The sequence below is a fragment of the Streptomyces sp. NPDC050548 genome (assembly GCF_044457385.1).
GTDB lineage: Bacteria > Actinomycetota > Actinomycetes > Streptomycetales > Streptomycetaceae > Streptomyces.
In genome coordinates this window covers 17,515-30,350 of the sequence record NZ_JBITGV010000019.1, presented here as the reverse complement: position 1 = coordinate 30,350, position 12,836 = coordinate 17,515, and the positions used below count along the sequence as shown (strand labels likewise).

Sequence of the window (12,836 nt, the reverse complement as noted above, 5' to 3'; positions counted from 1 at the left end):
CCGTACGTGCCTGCCGGTGGATCACGGCCGCTCCGAGCCTTGTCGGAGATCGCGGATCGACCTAAGGTCGGGGCGTGGGTCAGTTGCGACGTGGCAATCTGCCGGCCGAGCTGGCCAGCTTCGTCGGCCGCGGCGCCGAGCTCAGACAGCTGCGGCGGTCGCTGGAGAACCATGCGGCCGTGACCCTGACCGGTACCGGCGGTGTCGGCAAGAGCAGGCTCGCGCGACGGGCGGCCGCCGAGATGGGCCGGGCCTTCCCCGATGGTGTGTGGTTCGTCGAACTGGACGACGTGACGGACGGTGCGCTGCTGCCCGCCACCGTGCTGCAGGCCCTGGGCCTGCGCGACGACGGCGCGCCCGCCGAGGAAAGACTCGTCGAACAGCTCCGCCCCCTGCGGGCACTGCTCCTGCTCGACGGCTGCGAACAGGTCGCCGAGCCCTGCGCGGCCCTGGTGAGCCGCCTCCTGGCCAAAGTACCGGGACTGAGGGTTCTCAGCACCAGCAGACGGCCGCTGCGCATCACCGGCGAGGCCGTCCTGCCGGTGGCGCCGCTGCCGGTGCCCGATCCCGACGCCGACGACCTCCGCCCGGCGGCACTGGCCCGCTGCGACGCGGTCTCGCTGTTCGTCGACCGGGCCGCGGCGGTCCGTCCCGGCTTCGCGCTGACCGACGCCAACGCCGCGTCCGTGGCCCGGATCTGCCACCGCCTCGACGGCCTGCCGATGGCCATCGAGTTCGCGGCCGACCGCCTGGACGTCCTCTCCGAGGAGCAGCTCGCCGAACGGCTCGACGACGCCGAACGGCTGCTGGTCACCGGCAAGCGCGGTGCCCCCGAACGCCAGCGGACCCTGCACGCCCTGATCGCCTCCAGCCACCGGCTCTGCTCACCCGGGGAACAGACGCTGTGGGCGCGGCTCGCGGTGTTCACCGGCCGCTTCGAACTCGGCGCCGTCGAACAGGTCTGCGCCGGGGGACCGGTCGCGGAGAGCGAGGTGTTCGACCTGGTGGCCGGACTCGTCGACAAGTCGGTCCTCAGCCGGGACGAACACCCGGGAGGCACCTGGTACCGGCTGCCCCGCCTGCTGCGCGACCACGCCCGCGGCAGCCTCGTCGGGCCCGAGGAGTGGCTGCGCCTCAACGAGCGGCACGCCGACTGGTGCCGGCGGCTCGCCGAGGAAGCCACACCCGGACTGCTCACCCCCCGGACCGACAACTGGGCGGCCAAGATCCGCGGCAACCACGCCAACATCCACCACGCGCTCGCCTTCTGCCTGACGGACGGCGACAACCCGCGCGGAGCCCTGGGGCTGGCCTCGTCGCTCTGGTACTACTGGCTCATCACCGGCCATGTCGGCGAAGGGCGCGCCTGGTTGGAGCGTGGGCTCAGGGCGAGCACGGACCCCTCACCCGAGCGGGCCCGGGCCCTGGCCGTGGCGGCCGACCTGGCGATCAACGACCGCGACAGCGCGGCGGCGACCGAACTCGAAGCCCAACTCGTCGCCGCGCAACGGGAGGAGCAGCCCGCCCTCGCCGGCCATCTCGACTTCGCCGGCGGCGTGTTCGCCACCCAACGCGGTGATCTCGTCGGCGCCCGGGCCCTGTTCGAGAACGCTCTCGGGGAGTTCCGCGCCTCGGACGACCTGATGGGCACGTCGAAAACCCTGTGGAACCTGTCCCTGGCCTGCATCTGGAACGGGGACACGGCACAAGGGCTGCGCTACACCGACGAGTTCACCCGCACCTTCGGTGGGCAGGGCGACAACTGGGGCACTTCGGCGGTCCATTGGGCCCAGGCCCACGCCCGCCTCCACGACGGGGACGCCCAGGGCGCGCTGGCCGCGCTCACTGCGGGCGTGACCCTGACCCGGCGCCTCGACGACCACTTCGGGATGGGCTGGTGGCTGCAACTGGGCGCGCCGGTCCTCGCCGCGAACGGCCGCCACGCCGACGCCGCCCTCGTCCTCGGCGCGACCCGCTCCCACCAGGTCTTCGCCCTCCCGGTCCTCGACACCCTGCGCACCCGCTGCGCGGACGACGTACGGACCCTGCTCGGCGACCGCCGCTACGACGAACTGGCCGCCCGCGGCGCCAGGTTGTCCCTGGAGGAAGCGGTCGACGTGGTCGTGGAGCGACTCCCGTCGGACGACCTGGATCCGGCCCGCCCGGCCGAGGACACGGCACTGTCGAAACGCGAGGAGGAAGTGGCCGAACTCGTCGCCAAAGGGCACACCAACAAGGAGATCGCCGCGTCCCTCGTCATCTCGACCCGCACCGCCGAAGGCCATGTGCGCCGCATCCTCGACAAACTCGGTCTGCAGTCGCGCGCGCAGATCGCCGCCTGGACGACCGGGAGACGCCAGGCGAATACCCTGCGCCGTTCTTGAAGCGACGAACCCGGTCCGTCACACCGTGCGGGCCACTCCGACGTACAACGGGATCTGTTCGGTCCCGCTCCGTGGTTCCCCGGCTTCGGGATGCCAGCGCGCCGCGAGTTCTATGCCCGGGTCGACAAGCTCAAGTCCCGTGAAGAACGCGGTGAATTCATCGCGCGACCGTACCTGCGCGGGCGTGCCGCCCCTGCGGTACACCTCGACGACCCGCTCCCAGGTCTCGGGATCGAAGTCACCGGTCGCGTGGGAAAGGGCCAGGTAGCTGCCGGGCGCCAGTGCCGCGACCAGTTCGCCGACGATGCCATGGGGATCGTCCTCGTCGGCCACCAGATGCAGAAGTGCCACCAGAGACAGGGCGACAGGCTGCTCGAAGTCCAGCGTCTCCTTCGCGGCCGCGAGGATCTTCGCGGGCTCTCTCACATCGGCCTGGATGTACGTCGTACTTCCCTCGGGCGTGCTGTGCAGAAGCGCCTCGGCATGTCTGAGGACGATCGGGTCGTTGTCCGCGTACACCACACGGGCGCCGGGCTCGACGGCCTGGACGACCTGGTGGAGGTTCGGCCGGGTGGGTATCCCGGTACCGATGTCGAGGAACTGACGGATGCCCCGCCTCGCCAACAGCCGGGATGCCCGGTGCATGAAATCACGGTTCACCCGGGCCATGCGCCTGACGTCGGGGAACAGGGCGATGACCTTCTCCGCGGCTTCCCAGTCGACGGGGTAGTTGTCCTTGCCGCCGAGGAAGTAGTCGTACATGCGGGCCGATTGGGGCTTGCTCGTGTCTATGCCGTCCGCACCTAATCCGGCAGGTGTCATTCCGGTCCTCCCGTGATCCGTCGGCCAGCAGTGTGCCACGACGCCCGCGGCTCGATCCTCAACTGGTCGACATCCACAGGGTGTTGGACTAGTGCACGGAGAACCCGCCGTCGACGAAGACCGACTGCCCGGTGACATAGGCGGAGGCGGGGCTCGCCAGGAACACCGCGGCGCCCGCGAAATCCTCGGCAAGTCCGTTGCGCCCGACCATCGTTCGGGCGGCCAGCGCCGCCACCTTCTCCGGGTCGTCCGACAGCCGCGCGTTGAGCGGCGTCATCACGAACCCCGGCACCAGCGTGTTGCAGGTGACGCCGTACGGCGACCACGCCTCGGCCTGCGACCGGGCCAGCGACTCCAACGCCCCCTTGGACACCCCGTAGGCGCCGCTCTGTACGAACGCGCGATGCGCCTGCTGGGAGGTGATGTGGATGATCCGCCCGAAGCCCCGCTCGGCCATACCGGGACCGAAGCGCTGTCCCAGGAGGTAGGGCGCCTCCAGGTTGACCGCCATCGTGGTGTCCCACACGTCCTCGCCCAACTCGCCCATCGGCGGCCGGAGGTTGATCCCGGCACTGTTCACGAGAATGTCCGGCTCGCCGAAGATTCCGGCCGCGGCCTCCGCCGCCGTCCGCACTCCGTCACGGGTCCCCAGATCGTCGCTCACCCACGCGGCCCGGCACCCCTCCGCCACCAACTCCTCGACGGTGGCGGTCAGTTCAGCCTCCTTGCGGGCCACTACGACGACCTGGGCCCCCGCCCGCGCGAGCGCCCCGGCGACCGCCCGACCGATGCCGGAGCTGCCACCCGTCACCACGGCCACCCGGCCGTCCAGCGAGAACATGTCGAAGAGGTAATCGCGAGAGATCATTCCCGCAGCCTAGGTGCCCGCCGTGCGATCCGGTCCCGGAGGGGGGCGGGTCTCTCGCGTCCGTGGCACCAACTAGGTACCATCGACGCATGCCATCACTGAACGTGTCCTTCACCGAAGAGGAACTCGACGGAGTGCGCGCCGCCGCCGCGGCCGAGGGCAAGAGTCTCAAGCAGTACCTGCACGACCTCGGCGTCCGCGAGATGCAGCGCGGCCGGTTCGTCGCCGGCGCGTCCGCGTGGGCCGAGCGGCTGCGCGGCGAGTTCGACGACGCCTTCCCCGAAGAGGTGCCGCCCTCCGAGCGCGGTGGGGCCGCGGCCGCCTGATGCACCTGTACATCGACGTCTCCTGGCTGCTCGACGTCCAGGAGGCCGCCCTCTCCGACGAGGACATGTCGGTCTCGGACTACTCCGCGCTCGTGGCCGCCGTAGCACGCCACAAGACCAAGCTGCCGACCCTCGCCGCCGCCGACCCGGACGCCGCCTGGCGGGCCGCCGCGCTCATGCACACCATCGTGCGCCTGGAGCCGCTGCCGCACCGCAACAGCCTCTACGCCGCGTTCGTCGCCGCCCAGTACATGGGCCAGTCCGGCGAGGGCATCGACCCGCCCTACGGAGCGCTCTCCGAGCTCGTCCGCAAGATCCGCGACACCGGCGTCGGTGTCGTGGCCGTCGCCGACCAGCTGCGCTCCTGGAAGGTCTGACCTGGTCCTTCCCGGGTCCTCGCGACCGGGTGGCCGTACCTCTGCGTACGCTGTTGGCGTGTCAGCCGCCCGCCTCCGCCGTGTCGCCGTCCTCGTCCTCGAGGGCGCCAAGCCGCTCGACGTCGGGATCCCCGCGCAGGTCTTCACGACCCGGGCGAGCATGCCGTACGAGGTGCGGCTGTGCGGCGCGGCTCCCGGTCTGGTGACCGGCGGTGACGGCCTGTCGTACCACGTCGCCGACGGCCTCGACGCGCTGACCTGGGCCGACATCGTCTTCGTCCCCGGCTATCGGTTCCCGGACCGTGAGGATCCGCCGCAGGCCGTCCTCGACGCGCTGATCACCGCCCACGACCGGGGCGCTCGGCTCGCCGCGATCTCCACGGGGGCCTTCGCGCTCGCCGCCACCGGCCTCCTCGACGGCAAGCGGGCGACGACCCACTGGCACTACACGCGGGCACTCGCGGCCAAGTACCCGCTCGTCAAAGTTGACGAGAACGTCCTGTTCGTCGACGAGGGCAGCATGCTGACCTCGGCGGGCGCCGCCTCCGGTATCGACCTGTGCCTGCACATCCTGCGCGGCGACCTCGGAGTGGCCGCGTCCAACCACGCGGCCCGGCGCCTGGTCGCGGCCCCCTACCGCAGCGGCGGCCAGGCGCAGTACGTGCCGCGCAGTGTGCCCGAGCCGCTCGGCGAACGGTTCGCCGCCACCCGCGAGTGGGCGCTGCACCGGCTCGGCGAGCCCCTCACCCTGGAAACACTGGCCCGGCAGGCGGCGGTCTCGCCGCGCACGTTCTCCCGGCGCTTCGTCGACGAGACCGGCTACACGCCGATGCAGTGGGTCATGCGCGCCCGCGTCGACATGGCCCGCGAACTGCTCGAACGGTCCGAGCGCAGCGTCGAGCAGATCGCCGCCGAGGTAGGCCTCGGCACCGGCGCGAACCTCCGGCTGCACTTCCACCGCCTGCTCGGCACCACACCGAGCGAATACCGGCGCACGTTCGCACAGGGGGAGTAGGGGAGTAGCGGAAGGCCCTGCGACCGCCTTGGCGAAATCCTTTTGAACCGTGGCGATCGCGCCACTGTCACCGACGGTCGCCGCGCGCGAGCCTGGAGTGGAACCGAAGGGACATCACTTATGACTCGCATCGCCATCAATGGATTCGGCCGCATCGGACGCAATGTGCTGCGCGCGCTGCTCGAACGCGACAGCTCTCTCGAAGTCGTCGCCGTCAACGACCTGACGGAGCCCGCCACTTTGGCCCGGCTGCTCGCCTTCGACACGACGTCCGGCCGGCTCGGCCGCCCCGTCTCCGTGGACGGGGACACCCTTGTCGTCGACGGCCGGCGCATCAAGGTGCTCGCCGAGCGTGAGCCCGCGGACCTGCCCTGGGCCGAGTTGAATGTCGACCTCGTCCTTGAGTCCACCGGCCGTTTCACGTCCGCCAAGGCCGCCCGCGTCCACCTCGACGCGGGCGCGCGCAAGGTGCTCGTCAGCGCGCCCTCGGACGGCGCCGACGTCACGCTCGCGTTCGGGGTGAACAACGACGCCTACGACCCGGCCACGCACACGGTCGTCTCCAACGCCTCCTGCACGACCAACGCGCTGGCACCACTGGCCGCGGTGCTCGACGAACTCGCCGGTATCGAGCACGGTTTCATGACCACGGTGCACGCCTACACGCAGGAGCAGAACCTCCAGGACGGCCCGCACCGGGACGCCCGCCGTGCCCGTGCCGCCGCGGTCAACATCGTGCCGACCACGACGGGTGCCGCCAAGGCGATCGGTCACGTCCTGCCGAACCTCGACGGCAAGCTGTCGGGCGACTCGATCCGGGTGCCCGTGCCGGTGGGCTCGATCGTCGAGCTCAACACCACGGTGTCCCGCGACGTGACCCGCGAGGACGTGCTGGCCGCCTACCGCACCGCGGCCGAGGGCCCCCTCGCGGGCGTCCTCGAATACTCCGAGGACGCGCTGGTCTCCTCCGACATCACCGGCAACCCGGCCTCGTCGATCTTCGACTCGGCCCTCACCCGCGTCGACGGCCGCCATGTGAAGGTCGTCGCCTGGTACGACAACGAGTGGGGCTTCTCCAACCGGGTGATCGACACCCTGGAACTGCTCGCCGCCGGCTGACACCGACAAAGCGGGGCGGGTGACCTTCGTCCGCCGGTGTGATCGGTGCTGCCGTAGTGTCTGGCCATGCCCGAGTCGCCCCGCCCCGTTCCCTTCGCGCCCGCCGTGCCCCGCCGGGCCCGTGAACTCGGGCTCGGCACAGGTGAGTTGCCCACGGGGACGCACAACGCGATCACGGACGTGCCCGGTATCAGGGTCGGGCACACCACACTGATCCGTCCGCCGCACATGCACAGCGGCGTCACCGCGATCCTGCCCGAAGGAGTGGGCCCCGCAAGCCCGTTGCCCGCCGGGGTGTTCGCGGGCAACGGCTACGGCAAGCTCCTCGGCACCACGCAGATCGCCGAACTCGGCGCGCTGGAAACCCCGGTGGTGCTCACCTCGACGCTGTCGGCCTTCCGGGTCGCGGACGCCCTGGTCGGCTGGATCCTGGAACGGCCCGAGGGGGCGGCCGCCACGAGCGTGAACCCCGTGGTGGGGGAGTGCAACGACGGTCTCCTGTCCGACATCCGGTCGCGTCCGGTCCGCGAGGAACACGTCCGCGCCGCACTCGACACCGCGTCCGCCGGGCCGGTCGCCGAGGGCTCCGTCGGTGCGGGCACCGGGACGACCGCGCTCGGCTTCAAGGCCGGCATCGGCACCTCGTCACGACGCGTACCGCTCGGGGGCCGGGAGTCGACGCTCGGTGTTCTGGTGCAGGCCAACTTCGCCGGCACTCTGCGGGTACGCGGCCGTACGGTCACTCCCGCCGACGTGGGTGTCCCCGCCGAGGAGTCCGATTCCGGTCCGGAGACCGGATCCTGCATGGTCGTGGTCGCGACCGACGCGCCCCTGGACGCCCGCCAACTCACCCGGCTCGCCCGCCGCGCCGTCTACGCGCTGGCCCGGGTCGGTGCGGGTTACGGCCACGGCAGCGGGGACTACGGCCTCGCGTTCGGCACCCGTCCTCCGGGCATGCCCGCCGGACCGGCGGTGGTGCCCGACGCCGGGCTGGATGTCCTCTTCGGCGCGGTGCTGGACGCCGTGGAAGAGGCGGTGCTGAACTCACTGCTCACCGCGACCCGGGTGACGGGGCCGCGCGGGCACACCCGTTGGCCGTTGCCCGCGACAGCGCTGCTCAGTCTGCTGGGGTGAGGGCGCGCTCGTACCACGTGCCCTGCCTGCCACCGATCTCGGACGGGAGCGCGCGGCCGACCGGGACGAACCCGGCCTTGGCCAGCACCTTCTGGGACGCGATGTTCGCGTCCGAGGTGGCCGCCCGGAGCGTACGCAGACCGTGCCGTGTCGCGGCCAGCCGGCACAGCTCCTCGACGGCCGCGGTGGCCAGACCCTGCCCGGCTACGTGCTCTGCCACCCGGTAGCCGAGGTCGGCGCTGCCGCCCTCGACGAGGTCGAACAGATTGAACCTGCCGAGGACCGAGCCGTCCTCGTCGACGAGCACATGGAAGGCGCAGATTCCCGCCGCCTGCTCGGCCAGCAGGGCCTCGTACCGGTCGGTGAAGCGCTCGAAGTAGCCGTCGCCGCGGTCGGTGACGGAGGCGGCGAAGTAGGCGCGGTTCGCCAACTCGAAGGCCAGGACCGCCGGGGCGTGATCGGCGCGCAGCCGCTGCAACTCGGGCACCGCCCGACTCTACCCAGGCGGCCCACCAGCGGGGCAAGTCACTTTCTGACGAGGAAACAGGTCCCGTCCGCGTCCCGTGTCTCGGGCACACCCAGCTAGGCGAGGTCCTGGCCCCATGGGAGCCGCATCGGCCTCAAGTCGTAAGGGGTGTCCCGTACATGGGCCTCGGGGCGTCACAGTTCGAAGGTGGCGTGCATCTCCCAGACGAGGATCTCCGCGGGCTCGGTCGCGGCGACCCGGTGTCCGCCCGTGGCCGTGAAGCGCACGGCGTCGCCCTCGTCGAGCCTGCCGGTTCCTTCCAGGTCCAGCGAGCCGCGGGCGACGAACAGGTGCAGATACGGCGCCTCGGGAAGGATCACCTGCTGCCCGGGCCGCAGCCGCGCCGCGTGCAGCGCCGCATGCCGGTTCCGGATCCGGATGGCGCTGATGTCCTTGTCCCGGTCCATGCCGGACGCCACCGTCACCAGCCCGCCGGACAGCAACTCGCCGTCGATCTCCAGCTGTTCGTAGCCCGGAGCGATGCCGGCCTCGTCGGGCAGGACCCACATCTGGACGAAGTGCACGGGATCGGTGGGGCGTTCGGCGGTCGACCCGTAGGGGTCGTTCTTCTCCGAGTGCAGGATGCCGGTGCCCGCGCTCATCCGCTGGGCCAGCCCGGGGTAGATCACGCCGGAGTGGCCGCCGGAGTCCTGATGGACCAGCGAGCCCTGGAGCACCCAGGTGACGATCTCCATGTCCTGGTGCGGATGCGTGTCGAAGCCCGTGCCCGGCTGCACCAGGTCCTCGTTGTGGACCAGCAGCAGACCGTGGTGCGTGTTGTCCGGATCCGGCCGGTGCGTGCCCAGGGAGAACGAGTGCTTGGAGTCGAGCCAGGACAGCCGACTCGCAAGCCGCCCGCCGGCCCGCCGCACGTCCACCGTGGGTGTCAGCAGTGCGCTCATGGTGTGCTTCCTTCGCAAGCGGGGATTCCATGAAAGTTCAATGTTCAACCGCTACGGTACGCTTGCATCACATGAATGTTCAAGTCATTGGCCGACTGGTACCCTCGCGAAATGACCTCCCCGGACGAGTCCCAGCAGATGGACGAGCACGCCGATCTGTGGCTCGCGCCGGCCGAGCTGGCGTCGTGGATGTCCTTGGTCCGGCTGGCCGTCAGGCTGCCGTGGGCCCTCGACACCCAGTTGCAGCGTGATGCCGGGCTGAGCATGGTCGAGTACATGAGCCTGGCCATGCTGGCCGAAGCTCCCGAGTGGACCCTGCGCATGAGTGTGCTGGCCGAGCACACCAACTCGTCGCTGTCCCGGCTGTCGCACCTGGTGAAACGGCTGGAGAGCCGCGGTTACGTCCGCCGAGAACCGGATCCGAGCGACGGGCGCTTCACCAACGCCGTCCTCCTGCCCGAGGGCATGCGGAAGCTTGAGTCCGCGGCGCCCGCGCACGTGGCCCACGTACGTCGTCTCGTGGTCGACAACCTGTCCGGCGAGCGCCTGCGCCGCCTCGGTCAGGACGCCGAGCGGATCCTGGACCGCATCGACTCACCCGTACGCTGACGGTTGCCCATCACTTGAACATTGAAGTCACTGGGCGTACCTGCCGTCGTCAGGAGACCCGGCCCGGCCGGTGCCCTGGAGTTCTACAAGGTGCTGCGGGCCGCCTTTGCCGACTTCCGCGGGGGTGATCCACTGGAGCAGCTGGGAGCCCCGCCGGGCGGTCGCCGACCGCCCGTGACCGCCGATGACCGCGGGGGCCGGAGCCTCAGCCGGGCTCAAGCCCCGCGTCCCGCGCCAGCAGCGCCGCCTGTACCCGGTTCTCGCACCGCAACTTCGCCAGGATCCGGCTGACGTACGTCTTCACCGTCGCCTCGCTCACATGGATCCGCTCGCCCGCGTCGGCGTTCGACAAGCCCTCGCCGAGCAGTGCGAGCACCTCCAGTTCGCGGGTGCTCAGTGTCTCCAGCCGTCGTCGTGCCTCCTCGCCGCGCGCCGCGGACTGCCCCGAGGCGAGCGAGTCGACCACATGGCGGGTGGCGGCCGGCGACAGATACGCGTTCCCGGCCGCGGCCGCCCGCACCGCCTGGATCAGCTCGGCCGGCGCCGAGTCCTTCAGCAGGAACCCGGCGCCTCCCTGGCTCAACGCACGCAGTACGTTCTCCCGCTCGCCGAACGTCGTCAGGATCAGCGGACGTACGGCCGGTGCCACTCGCCGCAGCTCGGCCAGTGCGGACAACCCGTCCAGCACGGGCATCTGGATGTCCAGCAGCGCCACGTCGACGGAGTGGGCGCGGACCAGGTCGACCGCCTCACGACCGTTGGCCGCCTCCGCCACGACGTCGATGTCGTCGGCGGAGGTGAGGATCATCCTGATGCCCGCCCGGATGAGCGGTTCGTCATCCGCGACGAGGACTCTGATCACAACTCTCCTGCATGACGTGCGGCGATGGCTGCTACTTGACCAAGTAGGCCCTTTTCTCGATCAGTTTGCCGTCCTTGAAGCAGAAGCGGTAGGCGGGCATCTTGTCCCCCTCGTTCGGCCGGTCCTCCGTCGACAGGTAGGTCGCGCAGGTCGACCCCGGCGGCTCGGTGGGCCCCTTGCCGACCATGGCCTTGGCTATGAACGACTTACCGTGCGGCAACTTGTCCCGCACCGCCGTCTCGGTGTCTCCGACCTTCACGGAGTTGTAGACGGACGGCTGGAGCATGAGTTTGTCGGACTCCTTCTCCACCAGGTTGACGACCAGCACGACGGCCAGCACTCCGAGAACCAGGAAGGCCACCACCGCGGCACTGCAACCGATCACAATGCCTTTCCCCTTGCGTCCCATGGCGATGTCGAACTCCTTCTGCCTGTCCGGCGCACCGGACCAGTCGATGTCCGCACCACCGTCGCCGGGCACCACCCCTTCGCTCTGCCCCCGGAAGTCGTTCGCCCCATCGACGAACGTCGTTCCCTTCCGCGCCGAGTCCGCCTGCCGCTGGTCCCCGCCCGGCGTGCGCGGTGGAGGGCCGTACGGCAGAACACCCGCGACCCGGAACCCGCCCTCGGCCGTGGAGCCCGTATGCACCATGCCGCCGACCAGCCGGGCCCGCTCCTGAAGGCCCGTGAGGCCCTGCCCGCCGCTGACCACGGTGTGCCGGCCGCCGCCGGTCGTCACGGGTATCGGCCCATTGGCGACCTCGACCACCAGGGAGTCCGGCTCGTACCGCAACTCCACGGCGATCGAGGCGCCCGGCGCGTGCTTCAGGGCATTGGTGAGTGCCTCCTGCACGATCCGGTACGCCGCGTGATCGGCGGCCGGGGACAGCGGCCGTGCCTCGCCCGCGCGTCGTAGCTCCACGGCGGAATGCGCGCCTCGCGACGCCGCCACAAGGTCGGCTATCCCCGCCACACCCCTGGCCGCGGGCTCCGGGTCGGGCTCGTGTTCCCGCGCCCGGTCCGGTGTGCCGTCGTGCAGGATGCCGACGGCTTCGCGCAGCTCGTGCATCGCGGCCACGGACGCCTCCCGGAGGACGCCTACCACCTCGCGCTGCCCGTCCGTCAGGTCCCGGTCCACCTCCAGCGCGCCCGTGTGGACGGCGATCAGCGCCAATTGGTGGCCGAGGCTGTCGTGCATGTCCTGCGCGATGCGCTGCCGCTCGCGCAGGCGCGCGTGGGACGCGATGATCTCGCGCTCGCGCAGCAGTTGGGCGTTGTGCTCGTGCAGCGCGTGCACCAGCCTGCGCCGCTGGGCGCGGTAGCGACTGGTGAGACCGGGCACGACCGTCGTCGCCAGGAACGCGAGCGCGGTGAACACCAGTGTCTGCGCCGCGAGCAGGTTGAAGGGCGCCTGGCTGACGGACAGTGCCGTGAAGAGGACGAAGGTGGTCCCGAACAGTGCGAGTGCCCGTCGAGGCGCCTCGATCCGGGCCCCCGCCGACCAGCTCGCGGCCATCAGCACGACCCCGAAGGTGCCGAGCGCACCGGCGATCGCGCCCGTCACGATCAGCACGGTCGCGGGGAAGGACCGTCGCAGCAGCGAGAGCGCCACGGCGGTCACCGCCGCGGCGATCATCCGCGGCACATCCTCCTCGGCGAAGCTCAGCATCGCGAACAGGCCCAGCAGGACGGCCAGCACCGCCTCGCCGACGATCTGCCGCCGGGACCACAAGTGTGCCGCCCCCAACTGCTTCCGGACCTCGCGCGCCTTCGTCTTCACGTCCACGCGCCAACGGTAGACATCACCGCCCGCGCGCACAGCCTCCGTTCGTCGCGACCACGGGCGACCAAAGTCGTACCGCGGTCCGGCGAGCTGGTCGGCCGGCTCGGGC

The 12,836-nt window shown here is 70.8% G+C and carries 14 protein-coding genes; 7 read left to right on the top strand and 7 right to left on the bottom strand.

The features are described from left to right. Positions 1-74: 74 nt before the first annotated feature. The gene (locus ACIBJH_RS38640) at positions 75-2,384 is read left to right on the top strand and encodes an ATP-binding protein (RefSeq protein WP_399121602.1); all 2,310 of its coding nucleotides are present in this window, start codon (positions 75-77) and stop codon (positions 2,382-2,384) included. 18 nt (positions 2,385-2,402) lie between these two features. Here ACIBJH_RS38640 and ACIBJH_RS38635 read toward each other — a convergent pair whose 3' ends face one another. Next, positions 2,403-3,206, bottom strand: coding sequence for an SAM-dependent methyltransferase (locus ACIBJH_RS38635; RefSeq protein WP_399121601.1), 804 nt, complete (start codon positions 3,204-3,206; stop codon positions 2,403-2,405). An 88-nt stretch (positions 3,207-3,294) separates the two neighbouring features. After that, the gene (locus ACIBJH_RS38630; protein ID WP_399121600.1) at positions 3,295-4,074 is read right to left on the bottom strand and encodes an SDR family NAD(P)-dependent oxidoreductase; all 780 of its coding nucleotides are present in this window, start codon (positions 4,072-4,074) and stop codon (positions 3,295-3,297) included. Positions 4,075-4,163: 89 nt separating this feature from the next. Here ACIBJH_RS38630 and ACIBJH_RS38625 point away from each other — a divergent pair, with 89 nt between their 5' ends. From ACIBJH_RS38625 to ACIBJH_RS38605, 5 genes are all read left to right on the top strand, one after another. Further along, positions 4,164-4,400, top strand: a complete 237-nt coding sequence (locus ACIBJH_RS38625) for a hypothetical protein (RefSeq protein ID WP_026179556.1) — start codon at positions 4,164-4,166, stop codon at positions 4,398-4,400. Next, entirely contained in the window at positions 4,400-4,777 is a 378-nt protein-coding gene (locus tag ACIBJH_RS38620) for a toxin Doc (RefSeq protein ID WP_399121599.1), read from the top strand. Before ACIBJH_RS38625 ends, ACIBJH_RS38620 begins: the two co-directional genes overlap by 1 nt. Positions 4,778-4,835: 58 nt before the next feature. Next, positions 4,836-5,792 carry a GlxA family transcriptional regulator gene (locus ACIBJH_RS38615; RefSeq protein ID WP_399121598.1) on the top strand — a complete coding sequence of 319 codons (957 nt, stop codon included), beginning with the start codon at positions 4,836-4,838 and terminating at the stop codon, positions 5,790-5,792. A gap of 120 nt (positions 5,793-5,912) precedes the next feature. Further along, positions 5,913-6,911, top strand: coding sequence for a type I glyceraldehyde-3-phosphate dehydrogenase (gap, locus tag ACIBJH_RS38610; RefSeq protein WP_399121597.1), 999 nt, complete (start codon positions 5,913-5,915; stop codon positions 6,909-6,911). 66 nt (positions 6,912-6,977) lie between these two features. Then, positions 6,978-8,045, top strand: coding sequence for a P1 family peptidase (locus tag ACIBJH_RS38605; RefSeq protein WP_399121596.1), 1,068 nt, complete (start codon positions 6,978-6,980; stop codon positions 8,043-8,045). Here ACIBJH_RS38605 and ACIBJH_RS38600 read toward each other — a convergent pair. Together ACIBJH_RS38600 and ACIBJH_RS38595 are read right to left on the bottom strand one after the other, a co-directional pair. Beyond that, positions 8,029-8,532 (bottom strand): GNAT family N-acetyltransferase, encoded by a 504-nt coding sequence (locus ACIBJH_RS38600; RefSeq protein ID WP_399121595.1) that lies wholly within the window; start codon positions 8,530-8,532, stop codon positions 8,029-8,031. The genes ACIBJH_RS38605 and ACIBJH_RS38600 overlap by 17 nt on opposite strands. 173 nt (positions 8,533-8,705) lie before the next feature. Further along, the gene (locus ACIBJH_RS38595; RefSeq protein ID WP_399121594.1) at positions 8,706-9,473 is read right to left on the bottom strand and encodes a pirin family protein; all 768 of its coding nucleotides are present in this window, start codon (positions 9,471-9,473) and stop codon (positions 8,706-8,708) included. Positions 9,474-9,584: 111 nt separating this feature from the next. Here ACIBJH_RS38595 and ACIBJH_RS38590 point away from each other — a divergent pair, with 111 nt between their 5' ends. After that, positions 9,585-10,082, top strand: a complete 498-nt coding sequence (locus ACIBJH_RS38590) for a MarR family winged helix-turn-helix transcriptional regulator (protein WP_399121593.1) — start codon at positions 9,585-9,587, stop codon at positions 10,080-10,082. 27 nt (positions 10,083-10,109) lie between these two features. Here ACIBJH_RS38590 and ACIBJH_RS38585 read toward each other — a convergent pair whose 3' ends face one another. The 3 genes from ACIBJH_RS38585 to ACIBJH_RS38575 are packed head-to-tail and all read right to left on the bottom strand — an operon-like array spanning position 10,110 to position 12,730. Continuing rightward, entirely contained in the window at positions 10,110-10,301 is a 192-nt protein-coding gene (locus ACIBJH_RS38585) for a hypothetical protein (protein WP_399121592.1), read from the bottom strand. Beyond that, positions 10,288-10,944: a response regulator gene (locus ACIBJH_RS38580; protein WP_399121591.1), complete on the bottom strand. Its 657-nt coding sequence runs from the start codon at positions 10,942-10,944 to the stop codon at positions 10,288-10,290. The genes ACIBJH_RS38585 and ACIBJH_RS38580 overlap by 14 nt, the downstream gene beginning before the upstream one ends. Before the next feature lie 31 nt (positions 10,945-10,975). After that, positions 10,976-12,730 (bottom strand): sensor histidine kinase, encoded by a 1,755-nt coding sequence (locus ACIBJH_RS38575; RefSeq protein ID WP_399121590.1) that lies wholly within the window; start codon positions 12,728-12,730, stop codon positions 10,976-10,978. Between the last annotated feature and the right edge of the window lie 106 nt (positions 12,731-12,836).

Coding starts and splice junctions, on each gene's coding strand:
- gap (WP_399121597.1), top strand. CDS start 5,913: ATGACTCGCATCGCCATCAATGGATTCGGCCGCATCGGACGCAATGTG.
- ACIBJH_RS38595 (WP_399121594.1), bottom strand. CDS start 9,473: ATGAGCGCACTGCTGACACCCACGGTGGACGTGCGGCGGGCCGGCGGG.
- ACIBJH_RS38590 (WP_399121593.1), top strand. CDS start 9,585: ATGACCTCCCCGGACGAGTCCCAGCAGATGGACGAGCACGCCGATCTG.
- ACIBJH_RS38620 (WP_399121599.1), top strand. CDS start 4,400: ATGCACCTGTACATCGACGTCTCCTGGCTGCTCGACGTCCAGGAGGCC.
- ACIBJH_RS38635 (WP_399121601.1), bottom strand. CDS start 3,206: ATGACACCTGCCGGATTAGGTGCGGACGGCATAGACACGAGCAAGCCC.
- ACIBJH_RS38625 (WP_026179556.1), top strand. CDS start 4,164: ATGCCATCACTGAACGTGTCCTTCACCGAAGAGGAACTCGACGGAGTG.
- ACIBJH_RS38630 (WP_399121600.1), bottom strand. CDS start 4,074: ATGATCTCTCGCGATTACCTCTTCGACATGTTCTCGCTGGACGGCCGG.
- ACIBJH_RS38605 (WP_399121596.1), top strand. CDS start 6,978: ATGCCCGAGTCGCCCCGCCCCGTTCCCTTCGCGCCCGCCGTGCCCCGC.